At 69.9% G+C, this 19,615-nt stretch carries 16 protein-coding genes; 9 read left to right on the forward strand and 7 right to left on the reverse strand.

Annotated elements, in window-relative coordinates:
* Positions 1-182 precede the first annotated feature (182 nt).
* Genes IE302_RS32985 through IE302_RS33005 form a run of 5 tightly spaced genes read left to right on the forward strand, consistent with a single transcriptional unit; the run spans position 183 to position 5,769 of the window.
* Positions 183-713: a (2Fe-2S)-binding protein gene (locus IE302_RS32985; protein ID WP_191258363.1), complete on the forward strand. Its 531-nt coding sequence runs from the start codon at positions 183-185 to the stop codon at positions 711-713.
* The gene (locus IE302_RS32990) at positions 713-3,151 is read left to right on the forward strand and encodes a xanthine dehydrogenase family protein molybdopterin-binding subunit (protein WP_191258364.1); all 2,439 of its coding nucleotides are present in this window, start codon (positions 713-715) and stop codon (positions 3,149-3,151) included. Before IE302_RS32985 ends, IE302_RS32990 begins: the two co-directional genes overlap by 1 nt.
* On the forward strand, positions 3,148-4,002 hold the full coding sequence (locus IE302_RS32995; protein WP_191258365.1) for an FAD binding domain-containing protein: 855 nt from the start codon (positions 3,148-3,150) through the stop codon (positions 4,000-4,002). Before IE302_RS32990 ends, IE302_RS32995 begins: the two co-directional genes overlap by 4 nt.
* 19 nt (positions 4,003-4,021) lie before the next feature.
* Entirely contained in the window at positions 4,022-4,660 is a 639-nt protein-coding gene (locus IE302_RS33000; RefSeq protein WP_191258366.1) for an SRPBCC family protein, read from the forward strand.
* 50 nt (positions 4,661-4,710) lie between these two features.
* Entirely contained in the window at positions 4,711-5,769 is a 1,059-nt protein-coding gene (locus IE302_RS33005) for an NAD(P)-binding domain-containing protein (RefSeq protein ID WP_191258367.1), read from the forward strand.
* Here the strand turns inward: IE302_RS33005 and IE302_RS33010 are convergent.
* Positions 5,738-6,604 carry an alpha/beta fold hydrolase gene (locus tag IE302_RS33010; protein ID WP_191258368.1) on the reverse strand — a complete coding sequence of 289 codons (867 nt, stop codon included), beginning with the start codon at positions 6,602-6,604 and terminating at the stop codon, positions 5,738-5,740. The genes IE302_RS33005 and IE302_RS33010 overlap by 32 nt on opposite strands.
* Before the next feature lie 317 nt (positions 6,605-6,921).
* On the opposite strand from IE302_RS33010, the gene IE302_RS33015 reads away from it, so the two are divergent.
* From IE302_RS33015 to IE302_RS33030, 4 genes are all read left to right on the forward strand, one after another.
* Positions 6,922-10,716 carry a non-ribosomal peptide synthetase family protein gene (locus IE302_RS33015; RefSeq protein WP_191258369.1) on the forward strand — a complete coding sequence of 1,265 codons (3,795 nt, stop codon included), beginning with the start codon at positions 6,922-6,924 and terminating at the stop codon, positions 10,714-10,716.
* Positions 10,717-10,733: 17 nt separating this feature from the next.
* Complete coding sequence (locus IE302_RS33020) at positions 10,734-11,480, forward strand: maleate cis-trans isomerase family protein (RefSeq protein WP_191258370.1); 747 nt, start codon at positions 10,734-10,736, stop codon at positions 11,478-11,480.
* 47 nt (positions 11,481-11,527) lie between these two features.
* The gene (locus IE302_RS33025) at positions 11,528-12,106 is read left to right on the forward strand and encodes a TetR/AcrR family transcriptional regulator (protein WP_229908077.1); all 579 of its coding nucleotides are present in this window, start codon (positions 11,528-11,530) and stop codon (positions 12,104-12,106) included.
* 101 nt (positions 12,107-12,207) lie between these two features.
* Positions 12,208-13,068, forward strand: a complete 861-nt coding sequence (locus IE302_RS33030) for an NAD(P)-dependent oxidoreductase (RefSeq protein ID WP_191258372.1) — start codon at positions 12,208-12,210, stop codon at positions 13,066-13,068.
* A gap of 52 nt (positions 13,069-13,120) precedes the next feature.
* On the opposite strand, the gene iolD is transcribed toward IE302_RS33030, so the two are convergent.
* The 6 genes from iolD to IE302_RS33060 are packed head-to-tail and all read right to left on the reverse strand — an operon-like array spanning position 13,121 to position 19,601.
* Positions 13,121-14,974: a 3D-(3,5/4)-trihydroxycyclohexane-1,2-dione acylhydrolase (decyclizing) gene (iolD, locus tag IE302_RS33035; protein WP_191258373.1), complete on the reverse strand. Its 1,854-nt coding sequence runs from the start codon at positions 14,972-14,974 to the stop codon at positions 13,121-13,123.
* Entirely contained in the window at positions 14,971-15,861 is an 891-nt protein-coding gene (gene iolB, locus IE302_RS33040) for a 5-deoxy-glucuronate isomerase (RefSeq protein WP_191258374.1), read from the reverse strand. The genes iolD and iolB overlap by 4 nt, the downstream gene beginning before the upstream one ends.
* A complete protein-coding gene (gene iolC / locus IE302_RS33045) occupies positions 15,858-16,790 on the reverse strand; it encodes a 5-dehydro-2-deoxygluconokinase (protein WP_191258375.1) in 933 nt (310 codons plus the stop codon). Before iolC ends, iolB begins: the two co-directional genes overlap by 4 nt.
* Entirely contained in the window at positions 16,787-17,587 is an 801-nt protein-coding gene (locus tag IE302_RS33050) for an ATP-binding cassette domain-containing protein (RefSeq protein WP_191258376.1), read from the reverse strand. Before IE302_RS33050 ends, iolC begins: the two co-directional genes overlap by 4 nt.
* Complete coding sequence (locus IE302_RS33055; RefSeq protein ID WP_191258377.1) at positions 17,584-18,618, reverse strand: ABC transporter permease; 1,035 nt, start codon at positions 18,616-18,618, stop codon at positions 17,584-17,586. The genes IE302_RS33050 and IE302_RS33055 overlap by 4 nt, the downstream gene beginning before the upstream one ends.
* Entirely contained in the window at positions 18,615-19,601 is a 987-nt protein-coding gene (locus IE302_RS33060) for a sugar ABC transporter substrate-binding protein (RefSeq protein ID WP_191258378.1), read from the reverse strand. Before IE302_RS33060 ends, IE302_RS33055 begins: the two co-directional genes overlap by 4 nt.
* Positions 19,602-19,615: the final 14 nt, after the last annotated feature.

Here is a 19,615-nt window from a genome sequence, read left to right on the forward strand (position 1 = left end):
CATCTGCGGACTCACAGTCGAGTCACCCCCTGGTGGGGGTTGTCCCCGTCGATCAGAAGTAGCACGCTCGACTGTGAGTCCGATCACGGTCGCTCCGGGGTCGGTCCGTGACAACTCCAATGACCGGCCGCTCCCGAACGACCCCGGACCAGCGCGGGGTTTCTCTTGCTTTTGGAGGCCTGATGCGCATCACCGTCACCGTCGACGGCACCAGCTACACAGACGACGTCGAACCCCGGACCCTCCTCGTGCACCATCTGCGCGAACGGGTCGGGAAGGTAGGCACCGTGGTCGGTTGCGACACCAGCAACTGCGGGGCCTGCACCGTCCACCTCGACGGGCACAGCGTGAAATCCTGTTCGGTCCTCGCGGTCCAGGCCGACGGCTGCGAGGTCACCACCATCGAGGGATTGGCCCGGGACGGCGAACTGCATCCGGTGCAGAAGGCCTTCCACGAGAACCACGCGCTCCAGTGCGGGTTCTGCACTCCCGGCATGATCATGCAGTCGATCGATCTGCTCGCCGACAACCCCGATCCGGACGAACAGGCCGTCCGGGAAGGACTCGAAGGAAACCTGTGCCGCTGCACGGGTTACCAGAACATCGTCCGCGCGGTACGTGACGCAGCCCATCAGATGCGGCCCGGTGCCGGTCCCGAAGCCGAGCGGCTCGCCTCGGACACCGCTTCCCGTGTCGGCGCGGGTGGTGAGTGATGACCTCCACGATCGAACCGGAGGTAGGGAAGGCCCGCCGCCGCAAGGAGGACGAGCGCCTCATCACCGGCCGCACCCGCTGGACCGACAACCTGAGCCTGCCCGGCATGCTGCACCTCGCGGTGCTCCGCAGTCCGTTCGCGCACGCCAAGATCGTCTCGATCGACGTCACCGAGGCGAAGTCCGCGCCGGGTGTCGTCGCGGTGCTCACCGGGAAGGACCTCGACCCGGAGAGCGCCATCGGCATGCCGTGCGCGTGGCCGATCACCCCGGACATGAAATCGCCGAGGCGGCCCATCCTCGCCTCGGACACGGTGAACTTCGCGGGCGAGGGGGTCGCGGTGGTCGTCGCCCGGACGTCCGCCGAAGCGCATGACGCGCTCGAAGCGATCGACGTCGACTACGACGAACTGCCGATCGTCCTCGGGCTCGAAAACGCGCTCGCCGAGGGCGCGCCGCTGGTGCACGAAGATCTCGGGACCAACCAGAACGCGGTCTGGGTCTTCGATTCCGCCGCCGCGGGAACGGGATCCGACGTCGAGGACGCGATCGCGAACTCCGAAGTCGTGCTCAAGCGGCGCTTCCGTCAGCAACGGCTGGTGCCGGCGTTCATGGAACCGCGGGCGTGCGTCGTCGACCCGACCGGCAGCCAGCTGGTCATGTGGTCGGCCACCCAGGTCCCGCACATCCTCAAGACGATGACCGCGGCCACGCTCGGCCTGCCCGAGCACAAGGTGCGGGTGATCGCGCCGGACGTCGGCGGCGGCTTCGGCGGCAAGATCGCCGTACTGCCCGAAGAGATGATGGCGACGCTGATCGCGCAGCGGCTCGGCAAACCGGTCAAGTGGACCGAGTCCCGTTCGGAGACGATGGTCGCCGCGCACCACGGCCGCGACCAGATCCAGGACCTCACCATCACCGCGAACCGCGACGGCACGGTGACCGGCCTCAAGGTCGAACTGCTCGCCGACATGGGCGCGTACCTCGGCCTCGTCGGCCCCGGCGTGCCGATCCTCGGCGCGTTCATGTTCAACGCGATCTACAAGTTCCCGGCGTACCACTTCGCCTGCACCAACGTGTTCACCAACACCACGCTCACCGACGCCTATCGCGGCGCCGGGCGGCCGGAGGCCACGTTCGGGATCGAGCGGATGATGGACGAGCTCGCCGTCGAGCTGGGCATGGACCCGATGGAGCTCCGCGAGAAGAACTGGATCAAGCACGAGGAGTTCCCGTTCACCACGGTCGCCGGGCTGACCTACGACTCGGGCAACTACGAGGCCGCGACCCAGAAGGCGAAGGAACTCTTCGACTACGACGGCCTCCGCCGCGAACAGAAGGAACGGCGGGATTCGGGCGACCCGGTGCAGCTCGGCATCGGCATCTCGACGTTCACCGAGATGTGCGGTCTCGCGCCGTCGCGGGTGCTCGGTTCGCTGGACTACGCGGCGGGCGGCTGGGAGCACGCGGAGATCCGGGTGCTGCCCACCGGCAAGATCGAGGTGATCACCGGCGCCTCCGCGCACGGCCAGGGCCACGAGACGGCGTGGAGCCAGATCGTCGCCGACAAACTCGGCGTCCCGTTCGAGGACATCGAGGTCATCCACGGCGACACCCAGTCCTCGCACAAGGGCATGGACACCTACGGCTCCCGGTCGCTGGTGGTCGGCGGGATCGCGGTGGTCAACGCGGCGGACAAGGTGCTCGCCAAGGCCAAGCCGATCGCGGCGCATCTGATGGAATGCGCCGAGGACGACCTGGAGTTCGAAGCGGGCAAGTTCTCGGTCAAGGGCACGGATTCCTCGACGTCCATCCAGGACATCGCGTGGGCCGTGTTCTCGGCGCACAACCTGCCGGACGGCGTCGAACCCTCGCTGGACTCGGCGGACACGTTCGATCCGGAGAACTTCTCCTTCCCGCACGGCACGCATCTGTGCGCGGCCGAGGTCGACACCGAGACCGGACGCGTGAAGCTGCGCTCCTACGTCTGCGTCGACGACGTCGGCGTGGTCGTCAACCCGCTGATCGTCGAAGGCCAGGTGCACGGCGGGCTCGCGCAGGGCATCGCGCAGGCGCTGTTCGAGGAGGCCGTCCACGACGAAGGCGGCACGCTGACCACCGGCACGTTCGCCGACTACCTCCTGCCGTCGGCGGCGGATCTGCCCGGTTTCACCACCGACCGTACCGAGACACCGTCGACGACGAACCCGTTGGGCGCCAAGGGAGTCGGCGAGGCGGGCACGATCGCCTCGACCCCGGCGGTGGTCAACGCCGTGGTCGACGCCGTCCGGCACTTCGGGGTGAACGACATCGAAATGCCGTTGACCCCGATGCGGGTCTGGCACGCCGTCAAGCACGGGTCGGCCGCCGAGGGCGGGCTGGGTTCCGAAGCGGGCGGCGGACTCGGTTCGATCGACGCCACCGGAGGTGCCCAGTGATCCCGGCCCCGTTCGACTACGTCGCACCGTCCACAGTGGACGAGGCGATCGCCGCCCTCGCCGAAGCGGGCGAGGACGCCAAGGTGCTGGCGGGCGGGCAAAGCCTGCTGCCGGTGCTGCGGATGCGGCTCGCCACGCCCACCACGCTGGTCGACCTAGGAAAGGTCGGCGAGCTGCGCGGTGTCCGCGAGGAGGGCGACGCGCTGGTCATCGGCTCGATGACCACGCATTACGACGTCCAGCGGGACGCGCTGGTCGCCGAGCACGCCGCGTTGCTCAAGGCAGCCACCGACACGGTGGCCGATCCGCAGATCCGCCATCGGGGCACGTTCGGCGGCGCCATCGCGCACGCCGATCCCGCCGGTGACCTGTTGGCCCCGGTCCTCGCGCTCGGCTGCGAACTCGTCGTCGCCGGGCCCGGCGGACGGCGGACGGTCGCCGCGGCGGACTTCTTCCAGGACATGTTCACCACCGCGCTCGCCGCGGACGAGCTCCTGGTCGAGGTCCGCGTGCCGAAGCACACCGGCTGGCGCGCCCACTACGAGAAGTTCAACCGGGTCGCGCAGGCGTGGTCGATGGTCGCGGTCGCGGCCTGTGTCCGCACCGAGGCGGGCACCATCGAGGAGGCGCGGGTCGCGCTCACCAACATGGGCTCGACACCGGTGCGGGCGGTCGCGGTCGAAGCGGCGCTGGTCGGCTGCGCGGCCACCGCCGAGGCGATCCGAGGGGCGGCGGAACACGCGGCCGAGGGCACGAACCCGACGGCCGACGGCAACTCCGACGTCGAGTACCGGCAGCACCTCGCGCGGGTGCTGACCGGCCGCGCGGTCCTCGCCGCGGCAGGGTCCTAGAGAGAAGGGAGGTCGGCCCGTGCGGCTCGACCACGAATTCACCGTCCCCGCCCCGATCGACGAGGTCTGGAAGGCCGTCGTCGACCCGGAACGGGTGGCGCCGTGCATGCCCGGTGCCACCGTCACCGAAGTCGACGGGGACGCCTTCAAAGGCACGGTGAAGGTCAAGCTCGGGCCGATCTCCCTGCTCTACAAGGGATCCGGCCATTTCGTCGAGAAGGACGCCGAGGCGAAGAAGGTGGTGATCAAGGCCTCCGGCAAGGACGCCCGAGGGGCGGGTACGGCGTCGGCGACGGTGACGCTCACCTTGTCGGAGAAGGACGGCGTCACCCATGGCGCCGTCGCCACCGAAATGGCGGTCACCGGCAAGCCCGCGCAGTTCGGGCGCGGGATGATCTCCGAGGTCGGCGGCAAGATCCTCGACTCGTTCGCGGACTGCCTGTCCGGCAAGCTCGCCACCACGGCCGAACCCGAACCCGAGCCGGAGAGACCCGAGACCCCGGAGCGCCCGCCGTTGAAAGCGGTGAAGCCGGAGAGCGAGGCCATCGACCTGATGGAGTACGCGGGCGAATCCGTGGTCAAACGCGTGGCGCCCGTGCTGGTGGCGCTCGCCGGCGTGCTCGTCATCGTCGCGATCGTGCGGGCGCTGAAACGCTGACTGTGACGCAGCGGACGAAATAGCCGCTTCCGTGATCCGTTGAACCCGGTATGAAGGCGGATCACGAAGTCGACGTGGCGGTGATCGGGGCGGGCCAGGCCGGTCTGTCGGCGGCGTACCACCTGCGCCGCGCCGGATTCGCCAACGAGGCGGGCTTCGTCGTGCTCGACCACGGCAAACGGCCCGGCGGCGCCTGGCAGTACCGCTGGCCTTCGCTGCTCGTGGAGAAGGTCCACGGCATCTACGACCTCCCTGGGATGGCCTTCGGCACACCGGATCCGAAACTGCCCGCCGCCGACGTCGTCTCCGAGTACTTCGGCCGCTTCGAGCGCACCTACGACCTCCCGGTCCATCGCCCCGTCGACGTCCAGTCGGTCAGCGCCGAGGGCGACCGGCTTGTCGTGGCGAGCGCCGCGGAGACCTGGGCCGCCCGCGCGGTGATCAGCGCGACCGGCACCTGGGACCGGCCGTTCTGGCCGTACTACCCGGGACAGGAGACCTTCCGCGGCCGCCAGCTGCACACGGCCGACTACACCGGCGCCGGCGACTTCCGCGGCAAGCGCGTGGTCGTGGTCGGCGGGGGCGCGTCGGCCGTTCAGCTGCTGCTGGAGATCGCGCCCTTCGCACGCTCGACGCGCTGGGTGACCCGGCGCCCGCCGGTGTGGCGCGACGAGCCGTTCAGCGAGGACTGGGGCCGTGAGGCCGTCGCCAAGGTCGACAGGCGGGTCCGCGAGGGCCTGCCGCCGAAAAGCGTCGTCAGCGTGACCGATCTGGCGGTGACGCCCGAGGTGCGGGCGGGGCTGGACGCGGGCATCCTCGACCGTCACCCGATGTTCGAGCGGCTCACCCCGGACGGCGTGCGGTGGGCGGACGGCACCTTCGAACCCGCCGACATCATTCTCTGGGCCACCGGTTTCCGGGCCGCCATCGACCATCTCGCGCCGCTGCGCCTGCGCGCGGCCGGCGGCGGGATCCGGATGGACGGCACCCGCGTCGTCGCCGAACCGCGGCTGCACCTGGTCGGCTACGGCCCGTCCGCCAGCACCGTCGGGGCGAACCGGGCGGGCCGCGCCGCCGTCACCGAGATCCGGCGGCTGCTCGGACGCTGAGGTCGTCGAGGATCCCGGCCAGCTGAGCGGGCTTTCGGAAGAACCCGGCGTGACTGCTCGCGAGTTCGCGGACGTCGAACGGGTTGTCCGGGGTGAGCGCGTCGCCCTCGGCGATGTAGAGGTCCTGGACGGCGAGCGGCATGGAGCGGTCCTCGGTCAGTTTGACGAAGGTGTGCGGGATCCGGCCCCAGGAGTCCTTGTCGGCGCGAACGTCCCATTCGGGTCCGGTCAGCCAGAACACCTCGTCGGGCTGGCTCGTGACGACGAACTGGAGGAACTGCTCCTCGGTGAGTTCACCGGAGACGGCGTTCCGGAGCGCGGTTCGCTGCGCGCGGTCGGCCCCGCGCCAGTTGACCCGGATGAAGCCCTGACTCGCCGGGTCACCGATCATGAGCGGCGCCGTCGCGGTGAAGAGATCGGCGGACGACCACGCGGGCAGCGCCGGGTACTCGCCGGGATGGCGCTCCACCGGGCACTGCGCGGCGAGGTAGACGACCCGGTCGATCAGTTCGGGGATCGCGTTGGCGGCGGCGGTGACCGGGAGCCCGCCGAAGCTGTGCGCGACCAGGACGACCGGGCCGTGGTGGCGTACTCGCTGGACGGCGTCGACGACCTGCCCGGTCAGGTCGTCCAGGGTCACGTCGCTCAGGGGTGACGGCTCGGCCGCGAAGGTTTCGAGGTCCTGTTCGTAGTAGGCCCGGGTGAACCCGGCGCCCCGGCCGGGGAGATCGAGCGCGAGCGTCCGATGCCCGTGTAACGCCATTTCCCGCTGCGTGGCCGACCAGGCGTGTGCCGAACTCCCCGAACCGTGCACGAAGACGAAAGTGGGAATCATGCTTTCGAGTGTGGCGGATACGCCGGGGCGGGAGAGGATTCCGGCCCCAAAGGGAAGAAAAGAATGATCGGCGGGGCGGGTGGTTCGGGCCGCCACGATTATCGGCCTGCGGGAAGGGGTTTTCCGCTCCGTGAATCGGGTTCTCTTGTTTGTCAAGGAAATTCCAGTCGGGGAAACTTTCGGGCCGTTCTCCGCCCGGCCGGTATCTCGGGCGGGCTCGGGCCGCTCCTGTGCTTCGAGGTTCACGAGCAGCGCGTCGAAACGGTGCGCGGCCACGAAATTCGTAACGGGGGATGGCATTGCCAGGGGAAAAGATCATGATGTCCGCCGAGAACGTCACGCCGCCTCATCGCGTCCGTTCCGCTACCTGCCTCACGGATCTGCTCGCGCACTGGGCGCGGACGCGACCGGAAGCCGTCGCCGTCGTCGACGGTGACCGCGAATTGACCTTTCGCGAACTCGAAGAAGCGAGTGCGGAACTCGCCGCGCATCTCGCCGGTCTGGGGATCGGCACGAACGAGCTCGTCGGTCTGCACGTCGAGCCTTCCGCGGATCTGCTGGTCGGCGCCTGGGGAATTCTCGCCTCCGGCGCCGCGTATCTGCCGTTGTCCCCGGAGTATCCGGAAGACCGGCTGCGGTACATGCTCGAAGACAGCCGGACCGGTGTCGTCGTCACCCAGCCGCGCCTCGCCGGCAGGCTCGCCGGGCTGGCACCCGCCGGGACCCGGATCGTGTCCGTGACCGACGTCCGCGGCTCGGCGGGCGAGGTCGCGTACGGACCCCGCCCGGACTCGCTCGCCTACGTCATCTACACCTCCGGCAGCACCGGCAAGCCGAAGGGCGTGATGATCGAGCAGCACAGCGTCGTGTCGCAGATGCGCTGGCTGCAGGCTTGCGGTCACCTCGACCCGGGCGTCACGGTGCTCCAGAAGACGCCGATGAGTTTCGACGCCGCGCAATGGGAGATCCTCGCGCCCGCCGCGGGCGCCCGCGTGGTGATGAGCGCGCCGGGGAGTTTCCGGGATCCCGAGGTCCTGATCGACACGGTGATCGAGCACGGCGTCACCACGCTGCAGTGCGTCCCGACGCTGATGCAGGCGCTGCTCGACACGGAACGCTTCGGGACCTGCGCGTCGTTGCGGAAACTGTTCTCCGGCGGCGAGGCCCTCTCGCGTCAGCTGGCCGGGGAACTCGCCCGTGAGCTGCCGTCGGCGCGGCTGGTGAACCTGTACGGGCCGACCGAATGCACGATCAACGCGACCGCCCACGTCGTCGATCCGGACACGATCGGCGAGAGCGCCGGGACAGTTTCGATCGGTGTGCCGGTCGACAACACCCAGTGCTTCGTGCTCGACGCCGAGCTCGCCCCGGTCGACATCGGGGAGACGGGCGAGCTCTACATCGGCGGTGTCCAGCTGGCCCGCGGGTACCTGAACCGGCCCGGGCAGACGAGCGAGAAGTTCGTGCCGAACCCGTTCGTCCCGACCGAACGGCTGTACCGCACCGGGGACCTCGCCTATTGGAACCCGGACGGCACCCTGCAGTTCGTCGGCCGCGCCGACAACCAGGTCAAGCTGCGCGGCTACCGCGTCGAGCTGGACGAGATCGCGGTGGCGATCGAGGAGCACACGTGGGTGCGCCGTGCCGCCGCGGTGGTGACGGACGACGCTCGGACCGGTTCGAAGTCGCTCGTCGCCTGTGTGGAGCTGAATCCACGCGAAGCCGCGGTGATGGACCAGGGCAACCACGGCGGGCACCATCAGTCGAAGGCCAGCAAACTGCAGGTCAAGGCGCAGCTGTCCGATCCGGGCGTGCGCACCGATCTCGACGGCCGCTCGGTCGTCGCGCTGGACGGCAAGCGGGAGACCACTCGTCAGCGCCGGGAAGTCTTCGCGCGCAAGACCTACCGCCACTACGAGGGCGGCGCCGTGACCCGTGACGACCTCGTCGCGCTCCTGGCGCCGCGCCCGGCCGGGACGTACTCCCGGGAACCCGGCGAGCTCGCGTTCGCCGAACTGGGCGAGCTGCTGCGCTGGTTCGGCGCGTTCCGCAGCGATGAGCGGCTGTTGCCGAAGTACTCCTACGCCTCGCCGGGCGCGTTGTACGCGACGCAGCTGTACCTGGAGACCAGCGGTCTCGACGGTCTCGGAGCCGGGATCTACTACTACCACCCGATCGACCACACGCTGGTCCTGATCGGCGCGAACACGGGGACCGGGCATTCGGTGCACTTCATCGGCCGCACCGGCGCCGTCGAACCGGTCTACAAGAACAACATCCGCGAGGTCCTCGAATTCGAGACAGGCCACATGGTCGGCGTGTTCGAGGACATCCTGCCCGGCTACGGCCTCACGGTCAGCCCCTCGGGGTTCGACCCCGCGGTGGCCGCTCGCGCCGGTGCCGCCGACGACGACCACTACCTCGGCACGTTCTCCTTGCACGCCGTCGACGGCGAGCCGCGCCGGGACGACACCGAGTTGTTCGTCCAGGCCCATCCGGACCGGGTCGAAGGCCTGCCCGCCGGCACCTACCGCTGGCGGGACGGGGATTTCGAGCACGTCTCCGGCAAGCTGATCGAGGCCAACCACGTGATCGCGATCAACCAGCAGGTGTACGGACGTGCCGCCTTCGGCATCACCGCGGTCAGCCGGACGGCCGACGAGTGGCTCGAGTACATCGGGCTCGGCACGAAGCTGCATCACCTGCAGCGCAACGGCTTGGGGATCGGCCTGATGTCGTCGGGCTACAGCTCGAAGAGCGGCAACCCGCTGCCCGCCGCCCGGCGGATCGACGACATCCTCGCCGGGCAGGGGATCGCCCCCGGTCCGTCGTACTTCTTCGTCGGCGGCAAGGTGAGCCGGGAGCAGCGGCGCGACGAGGGGATGCGCGAGGACGCCGTGCACATGAAGGGCCCGGCGGAGCTCATCCGCGACGAACTCGCGACCACCCTGCCCGACTACATGATCCCCAACCGGGTGCTGGTGCTGGACGAGTTGCCGTTGACCGCCAACGGAAAGGTCGACGCGAACGCGCTGGCGCGGGCCGACGCCGTCCGCTCCACGAGCGGAGCACCGTACGTCGCGCCCTCGACGAGCCACGAGCGGTGGCTGGCCGGGGTGTGGGGCAAGGCGCTGAAGTACGACGACGTCTCGGCGCTGGACGACTTCTTCGCCGTCGGCGGCAACTCGCTGACCGCGGTCTCCCTGGTGAACCGGATCAACCGCGAGTACGGCACCCGGCTGCCGTTGCAGGTCGTCTTCGAGTGCCCGAAGCTGGCCGATCTGGCCGCCCGGATCGGCGAGGACGCCGACCGGCCCTCGTCGCGGCTCGTCCCGCTGGCGGCCGGTGACGGCGACCCGGTGTTCTGCTGGCCAGGACTCGGCGGGTATCCGATGAACCTGCGGCTGCTGGCCACGGAAAGCGGCCTGGGGCGGCCGTTCCACGGAGTGCAGGCCCACGGGATCAACGCGGGTGAGACGCCGTACGCCACCGTCGAGGAGATGGCGAAGGCCGACGTCGCCGAGATCCGGCGTGTCCAGCCGGAGGGCCCGTACACGCTGTGGGGGTACTCGTTCGGCGCGCGGGTCGCGTTCGAAACGGCCTGGCAGCTGGAACAGCAGGGGCAGCGGGTGGCCGACCTGCTGCTGATCTGCCCGGGAAACCCCGAGGTCGAGGGCAGGAACGAGCGGGTGGCGAGCTACACGAACCCGGCGTACCTGACGATCCTGCTGTCGGTCTTCCTCGGGTCGATCTCCGGACCGGAACCGCTGGCCTGCCAGGAGACCGTCCGCGACGAAGACGGCTTCGTGGCCTTCGTGGCGGAGTTACTGCCCGCTCTCGGCGAACAGCTCATCCGTCGCGTGATCCGGATCGTCGAGGAGACCTACGAGTTCGACTACACCTTCCGTGAGCTCGCGCGGCGGCGGATCGCGGCGCGGGTGACGCTGTTCAAGGCCGCGGGCGACGACTACTCGTTCGTCGAGAACAGCTCCGGGTACTCGGCCACGCCGCCGGAGGTGGTCACGCTCGAAGGCGATCACTACAGCGTCCTCAAGGAAAACGGGGTCGCCGAACTGGTGTCGGCGATCCGTGCCCGGCTCGATTCCCGCTGAGCTAAGGAGATCCAGTAGTGCCCGACTCCCTCGGTCCCCGCCTCAAGGTCGGCGTCGTGGTCCCGTCCACCAACACCTCGGCCCAGCCCGAGCTGGACGCGCTGCGCCCCGACGGCGTCACCAACCACACCGGCCGGATGGTCATCGGCGACGATCCGATGGTCGACGAGCCCGGTTTCGGCCACGTCATGCACAGCATCCGGCTGTCGACGCATCCGGCGATCCGGAGCGTCACCGGCTGCGGACCCGACTGCGTGATCGTCGGCGTGTCCCCGGAAAGCTATTGGGAGGGAACGGATTCACACGGCCGCGTGCTCGATTCGATGCGGGAGGCCGCGGGCGGCCTGCCGGTGACGATGAGCCCGGACGCGATCAACGCCGCGCTCGCGGCGCACGAAGCCCGCCGGATCGCGGTCATCACGCCGTATCTGCCGGTCGGCGACGACTCGGTGAGCCGCTTCTTCTCCGACAGCGGCTACGACCTGCTGAGCCTCCACGGCCTCGGCATGCCCAGCCCGGCCCGGATCTCCCACGTCTCCGAGGCCGAACTCAGGGACGCGGTCAAGGCGATCGACAGCGCCGACGTCGAGGCCATCGTCCAGGTCGGCACCAACGTCGCCATGGCGCGCGTCGCGGCGGCAGCCGAGTTCTGGCTCGGCAAACCGGTCATCTCGAACAACGTCGTCCTGTACTGGCACGCCCTGCGCCGGAACGGCGTCACCGACCGCGTGCGCGGCTTCGGCTCGCTGCTGGCGGAACATTGACCACCGGTATTTGACTGATCGTTACAGAACGTGCGATGCTGGTCGGCATGCCCCGTCCGAAGGGATTCGATCCCACCGAGGTGCTCGACGCCGCGGTCGGCACGTTCTGGCGCAAGGGATACGCGGCGACGTCGGCCCAGGACCTGGTCGACGGCACCGGCCTGGGGCGGGGAAGCCTGTACAACACGTTTTCGAGCAAGCAGCAGCTGTTCAAGGAGTCGCTGCGCCGGTACGAGGAAACGTCCGCCACGCGCGTGGAGGAGATGCTGGTCGCCCCGGGGACCATCCGGGAGCGGATCCGGCGCGTGCTGATGGACGTGGTCCACGACGAGATGGACACCTCGGCCACGCATCGCGGCTGTCTGGCCGTCAACGCCGCCCTGGAACTCGGCGGCGTCGACGACGAGGTCACCGCCCGCGTCCGCCACAACTTCGAGCGGGTGGAGAACGCGTTCCACGTCGAGTTCGCCGCCGCCCGGCAGGCGGGTGAGATCGGCGCGGGCCGGGACCCACGTGCGCTGGCGCGCTTCACTCTCGCCGCGATGTACGGCCTGCGGGTGCTGGGAAAGACCGCGGACCGGCAAGCGCTCACCCAAGTCGTCGAAACCACCATCGAGGCGTTCTGATGTTCCAGGTTTCGTGATCAGCCCCCGCGTTCGAGCCGATTTCCTTCGCGCTCGTTCTTTAACGAACATTCCACTAACGAGACGAGGAGTGAAGGCGAGTCATGACGGAAACCGTCGCGGTGCTGGGCACCGGGATCATCGGTGCCCCGGTCGCCCGCAACCTGAGCAAGGCCGGGTTCGCGGTCCGGGCTTGGAACCGCACCGCGGCCAAGGCCGAAGCCCTCGCCGGGGACGGTGTCCAGGTCGCGCCGAGCGCGGCGGAAGCCGTCGAGGGCGCGCCGGTCGTGATCACGGTCCTCACGGACGGCGCGGCGGTGCTGGAGGCGATCCGCGCGGCCGCCCCCGCCGCCGGCACGGTCTGGGTGCAGCTCAGCACCGTCGGCGACGCCGTCGACGACCTGATCGCCTACGCCGACGAGCAAGGTCTCGTCTTCGTCGACGCGCCGGTGCAGGGCACCCGCCAGCCCGCCGAGCAGGGCCAGCTGATCGTGCTGGCGGCGGGCGCGGCCGAAGCGCGCGAGACCGTCCAGCCGTTGTTCGACGCGATCGGCAAGCGCACGCTGTGGGTCGGCGAGGACGGCCGCTCCGGCGCGGCGAGCCGGCTCAAGCTGGTGCTGAACACGTGGGTGATCGCCCTGACCCACGGCGTCGGCGAGGCGCTGGCGCTGGCCGAAGGACTCGGCGTCGACCCGCGGCACTTCGTCGACGTCGTCACCGGCGGCCCCATGGACAACGGCTACTTCCAGGCGAAATCCGCCGCGATCCTCAAGAACGACTACACCACCGCCTTCTCGGTCGACAACGCCGAGAAGGACGCCCGGCTGGTGCTGGCGGCCGCGGCCCGCGCGGGTGTCCGGATGGACGCCGTCGAGGCCGGGCGGGCCCGCTTCGCCCGCGCTTCCGAAGCCGGGCACGGCGACGAGGACATGGCGGCCGGGTACTTCGCCAGCTTTGACAAATAGGGCGGGGGTCGGCGCGGCCGCGTCCAGCCGGTTGACTGGACGCGGCCGCGCCCTAGCTCGTCACATACCGCACCTGCCCCGACTTCCCGCGCTCGAATCCCTCCCGGCCGGAAAGGTGCTCCGGGACGCCGACCTCCCACCAGGCACCGGCCTCGGTCCACGAGTCCGGCCGGGTCCGCACCACGACCACCGCCGGTCGCTTCCCTGCCACCGCGGCTTCCCGCGCCTTCGCGTAAGCCGTCCGCACATCGTCCGAAGAGGACGCTGAGAACACCGCGCATCCGAGCGACTCGGCGTGCTTCGCGAAGTCGACCCGGGGCGGCGAGGCGTGCGCGCTCCGGCAATCGGTGAGGAAGTTGTTGAACGGCTTGCCGCCTTGACCTTCTTGCAGCCGGGCGATGACCGCGTAGCCGTCGTTGTCGCAGACCACCGCGACGAAGGGATGCCCGGCGAAGGCGGCGGAGAACAGTTCCGAGTTCAGCATCAGGTACGAGCCGTCACCGAGCATCGTGGTGACCAGGCCGCCGGTGCGCGCCATCGCCGCGCCCCACGCGCCCGCGAGTTCGTAGCCCATGCACGAGAACCCGTACTCGACGTCCATGCCGACCGAACCCGATCCGCGCCAGCCGCCGATCAGTTCGCCCGGCATCCCGCCGGACGCCGTCATCACGTAGTCCTCCGGTCCGGAGAGGTCGTTGACCACGCCGACGACCTGGGCATAGGTCGGCACGGTCGACGACTTCTCGGGGCCGGGAGCGGCGCGCAGGGTGTCGACATGCGCGTCCCACCGGCCGCGTTCCGCCGCCGCGCGCTCCGTCCACAAAGGATCGACCTGCCAGCTCTCCAGCTGCGCGGCCAGATCCGCGAGACCCGCTTCGGCGTCGGCGACGACGGCCAGCGCGCCGTGCTTGACCGCGTCGAACCGGGCGGCGTTCAGGGTGATCAGCCGCATGCCGGGCGAGAACACCGTCCAGGACGCCGTGGTGAAGTCCTGTAGCCGGGTGCCGACGGCCAGCACGACGTCCGCCTCGGCGGCCAGGACGTTCGCGGACGCCGAACCGGTGACGCCCAGCGGCCCGGCGTGCAGCGGATGCCCGTGCGGGACCAGCGTGCGTCCCGCCGTGGTTTCCGTGACCGGGATCCCGTGCCGCTCGGCGAAGGCCAGCGAGCGTTCGCCCGCGCCGGAGTACCGGACACCGCCGCCGAGGACCAGCAACGGTTTCCGCGCCGATCGCAGCACGCCCGCCGCTTCGGTGAGCGCCCGGCGATCGGGCCGCGGACGAAGGGGGCGATGAGTCACCGGTGCGAAGAGCGCGTCCGGGAAGTCGTAGGTCTCCGCCTGGACGTCCTGCGGCAGCGCCAGCGTCACCGGGCCGGCGTCCGCCGGATCGGTCAGCACCCTGGCGACCTGCGGCAGCGTCGAAAGCAGCTGCTCGGGCCGGGTGATCCGGTCGAAGTACCGGCTCACCGGGCGGAAGGCGTCGTTGACCGTGGCCGTCGGGTCGCCGAAATGCTCCACCTGCTGCAGCACCGGATCCGGGGCGCGGCTGGTGAAGGTGTCCCCGGGGAGCAGCAGCACCGGCAGCCGGTTGGCGTGCGCGACCCCGGCCGCGGTGACCATGTTCAGCGCGCCGGGCCCGATCGACGACGTCACCACGCCGACCTGGCGCCGATGTGTCGCCTTCGCGTAGCCGACCGCGGCGAGCGCCATGCCTTGTTCGGTCTGCCCGCGCCACAGGGGGAGCTCGTCGCGGTGCTCCTCCAGCGCGGTGCCGAGCCCGAGGACGTTGCCGTGCCCGAAGATCGCGAACACCCCGGGGAACAGCGGGACTTCCCGTCCGTCAAGGGTTTCCGACCGCTGCGCGAGCAGCCAGCGCACCAGGGCCTGTGCCGTGGTCAGCTTCATGAGACCCGTCCTTCGTGGCTCGTGACCGGGCAGCGTGGATCGAGTTCCTGGTCGTTCCAGGTCTCGCGGACCCAGCCGTGTGCCGGGTCGTCGCAGAAGGCCATCGACCGCTCGACGGCGGGCCCCGCCAGGACGTTCAGGTAGTACATCGGGTAACCCGGCGCGGCGACGCAAGGCCCGTGATAGCCGCGGGGGATCAGGAAGACGTCCCCGTCCCGGACCGCGACGTCCTCGTCCAGCTCACCGTCCGAGGTGTACGTCCGATGCAGGCCGAACCCTTCGCGCGAGGTCGTCACGCCGTCGCGGCCGGCGACGCGGAAGTAGTAGATCTCCTCGTTGACGACCTCGCACTCGGACGCCTCATCGTGTTTGTGCGGCGGGTACGACGACCAGTTGCCGCCGGGGGTGATCAGCTCGCACGCGTTCAGCTTGTCCGCGTGGTCCCACACGCCGGGCACGCCGAAGTTGGTGACCTGACGCGTGGCCTGCCCCGCGCCGCGCACCTCCACCGGCACGTTCTCGGCCGGTCCGTAGCGCGGTTCGAGGCGACGCGCGCAGCGCGCCATCGGCAGCGCGACCTCGATGCCCTCGACTGTCGACAACTCGACTTCGGCGTCGCGCGGGACGTAGGCGAAGTCCGTGACCCGGGTGAACACCGAATCGCGGCCGGTGAGCTCGAAGACCTGTCCGTCGACCCGGACGGTGCACGCTCCCGCCAGCGGCAGGACGAACGCCTCGTACTCGCCGGTGCGCACGATCCTGGACTCGCCTGCTGTCAGCGAAAGGACCCTCAGACCGCTGTAGGTCCAGCCCGCCGAATCCGGGGTGAGCCGGACCGGGTCCCGCTCGTCCGAAAGCGTCCCGAGTGGACGGTGCAGCTTGCTCACAACAACTCCTCGATCTCGTCGGCGGTGGGCATGGCGTCGGCGCAGGCGAGCCGGGAAGCGACGAGCGCGCCCGCCGCGTTGGCGTAGGTGGCGATGCGCACCGGATCCCAGCCGGAGAGCAGGCCGTGGATCAGCGCGCCGCCGAAACCGTCCCCGGCGCCGAGCCCGCAGACGACGTCGACCCGCTGGGGAGGCACGGTCCAGCGACCCTCGGCGGTGGCCACCAGCACCCCTTCGGCGCCCTTCTTGATCACCGCCAGTTCGACACCCCTGGCCAGCATCCGCGACGCGGCCTCGTCGGGGTCCGCCGTGCCGACGGCGACCTCGGCCTCGGTGCGGTTGCCGACCGCGACCGTGACGTGGTCGAGCATCCACCCGATCTCTTCGTGCGCCGTCTCGGTGCCGGGCCAGAACATCGGCCGGAAGTCGAGGTCCAGCACGGTATGCGCGCGGCGCCCGCGCCGCCGGAGCATCTCGCGCTGGGTGCCGCGTGCCGGTTCGACGGAGACACCGGTCCCGGTGACCCACAGCAGCGGCACCGTTTCCACGACGTCCCAGGGCACGTCGGCCTCGGCGAGGGTCAGATCCGGGGCGACGGGGGACCGGTAGAACAGCAGCGGCGGATCCGCGGGCGGGTCCAGGGCGCAGAACACCACCGGTGTCTGCAACCCGGCCGACGTCCCGACGTGTTCGGGGGAGACGCCGAACTCCCGCAGTGCCTGCCGTACGTAGTCGCCGAAACCGTCCGGGCCGACCTTCGTCAGCACCGAGGTCGAGCGGCCGAGCCGCGCGGCGGCGACCGCGACGTTGGTCGCGGTGCCGCCGAGCGACTTGGCGAAGGTGCTGACCCCGGCCAGCGGCACGCCGCTCTGTTCGGGGTAGAGGTCCACCCCGACCCGGCCGACGGTCAGTGCTTCGAGAGCGGTCATGAAGGGGACTCCGCGGCTCGCAGTTCGTGTTCGAGGGCTTCCAGTTCCGCGCCACCGGCCATCTGCCGGGTCAGCTCGGCCAGGTCGATCCCGGATTTCTCGTAGGCGCCGAGCGGGGCGCCCCGTTTGAGCAGCAGGAAGCGATCGGCCACCGGGTACGCGTGATGCGGGTTGTGCGTGATCAGCACGACGCCGAGCCCCCGGTCGCGGGCCTGCGCGACGTACTTGAGCACGACACCGGCCTGTTTCACGCCCAGCGCGGCCGTCGGCTCGTCGAGGATCAGCACCTTCGCCCCGAAGTGCACCGCCCGCGCGATGGCGACGCACTGCCGCTCACCACCGGACAGCGTGCCGACCGGCTGTTCGACGTCCCGCAGGTCGATGCCCATGTCGGACAACGCCTTCTTGGTCGTTTCGCGGCCCTTCTTCCGGTCCAGCGCGCGGAAGGGGCCGAAGCCGACCGTCGGTTCGGAGCCGAGGAAGAAGTTCCGCCACACGCTCATCAGCGGCACGACCGCCAGGTCCTGGTACACCGTCGCGATACCGCGATCGAGCGCCTCGCGCGGCGACGCGAACTTGACCGGTTCGCCCTCGACGAGGAACTCGCCCCGGTCGTGCTGGTGGACCCCGGCGAGGATCTTGATCAGCGTGGACTTGCCGGCGCCGTTGTCGCCGAGGACGCAGGTCACCTCACCCGCGTTGACCACCGTGGAGACGTCGCGCAGCGCGATCACGCTGCCGTAGGTCTTGCCGACGTCCTGTACGGAGAGCAGCTCTTTGGCTTGGCTGTGGCTCATCGCCGGACCCTTTCCGCGCGCCGCCGGAAGGCGTTGTTGACCAGGACCGCGGACAGCAGCATCACCCCGAGGAACAGCATGAACCAGTCGCTGTCCCAGCGGGCGAACACGATGCCCTGCCGCGCCATGCCGAAGATCAGCGCGCCGATCGCGGCGCCGATCGCCGAACCGAACCCGCCGGTCAGCAGGCAGCCGCCGATCACGGCCGCGATGATGTACTGGAACTCCAGGCCGATGCCCTGGTTCGCCTGGACGCTCGCGAACCGCAGGATGTTGATCGAGCCGACCAGCCACGCGGCGAGCGCGGTGGTCATGAACAGCATGATCTTGGTGCGCACCACCGGGACCCCGACCGCGCGCGAACTCTGCGCGGAGCCGCCGACGGCGAAGATCCAGTTGCCGAGGCGGGTCCGGACCAGCAGCCAGGCCGCCAGCACGGCGAACCCGATCCACCAGACGCCTGCGATCTGGAACGCCGTCCCGCCGACGTCCACTGTGGACGCGAAGACGAAACCGGCGGACTCGTAGCCGTCGGTCGAGCGCATCCCGGAGACCTGGACGGTGCCGGTGACCAGCCGGGTGACGCCGAGGTTGAGCCCTTGCAGCGCCAGGAACGTGCCCAGGGTGACGATGAAGCTCGGCAGCCCGGTGCGCATCACCAGCCAGCCGTTGAACGCGCCGACGGCGAGCGCGAAGACCAGCGAAGCGAACAGCGCGAGCCAGACGTTCCAGCCCGCCTGCGTCGCCAGGGTCGCGGTGACGAGCGCGGTGGACGCCGTCATCACGCCCGCCGACAGGTCGAACTCGCCGCCGATCATCAGCAGGGACACGGCGACCGCCATGATGCCGAGGGTCGAGGCGTCGTCCAGCCAGGTCGCCACGCCGCTGCCGCTGAAGAACTGGTCGGTGACGACGGTGAAGAACAGGAAGACGACGACCGCGCCGAGCAGCGCGCCGATCTCGGGCCGGACGACCAGCCTGTCCAGCAGCCGCGGTTTCGCGACGCGTTCGTCGAGGGTGGTGGTTGTCATCGCGTGCCCCTTTGCACGTACCGGCCGACGGTGTCCACAGTGGATTTGTCGACCAGGTCGGGTCCGGTGAGCACCGGTTTCCCACCGCCGACGACGTTCGCGTTGTCCCGGTAGAGCTTGAGGAACTGCACCGGGAGATAGCCCTGCTCGTATTGCTGCTGATCGACCGCGAAGACCACGTCGCCCGCCTTGATCGCGCCGACCACGTCGGTGTTGAGGTCGAAGGTGCCGACCTGCGCCCGCGACCCGACCGCCTTGATCGCGCTCACCGCCCGCGCCGCGACCTGCGAGTTCAGTGTCAGGACGGCGTCGAGCGAGGAGTCGGTCTGCACCGCGCCCCTGATCCGGGACTCGGCGTCGGCAGGGTTGCTGATGTCGACCTGCAGGGTCTGCACGTCGCCCGCGAAACCGGTCTTGGCGCCGTCGCAGCGCTGCGCCTGCCCGACGTTGCCCGCCTCGTGGACCACGCAGAGCAGCTTCTTCTTGCCGAGCTCCCGGAACTTCTTCCCGGCCTCCTCGCCGGCGATGGACTCGTTCTGCCCGACGTGGGTGAGCGCGCCGTAGCCCGCGCTCTTGTCCTCGCCGGAGTTGATGGTGATGACCGGGATCCCCGCGCGGACCGCGTTCTCGATCGAGGTCTTGAGCGCCTCCGGGTTCGCCATCGACACCACCAGTCCGCCGACCTGCTGGGCGACCGCGTTGTCGATCAGCTTGGCCTGGTTGCCGGGGTCTCCGTCGGAGTTGTACTCGACCTGGACGCCGAGCTGCCTGCCCGCCTCCTCGGCGCCGTTCTTGACCACGTTCCAGAACGCGTCACCCGCCGTGCCGTGCGAGATGACCGCGACCCGCAGCGGCCCACTGGGCTGGGTCGTCTCCGGGCCCGCGCCCGCGGCGGGTTTCTCCTCGGCCTTCGGCCCGGTGCACGCGGACAGGAGCAACAGCCCCGCCACGAGCACCAAAGCCCCTTTCAAGCGATGGGACATCGTCGTCTCTCCTC

The sequence above is a fragment of the Amycolatopsis oliviviridis genome (genome assembly GCF_014654365.1).
GTDB classification, from domain to species: Bacteria; Actinomycetota; Actinomycetes; order Mycobacteriales; family Pseudonocardiaceae; genus Amycolatopsis; species Amycolatopsis oliviviridis.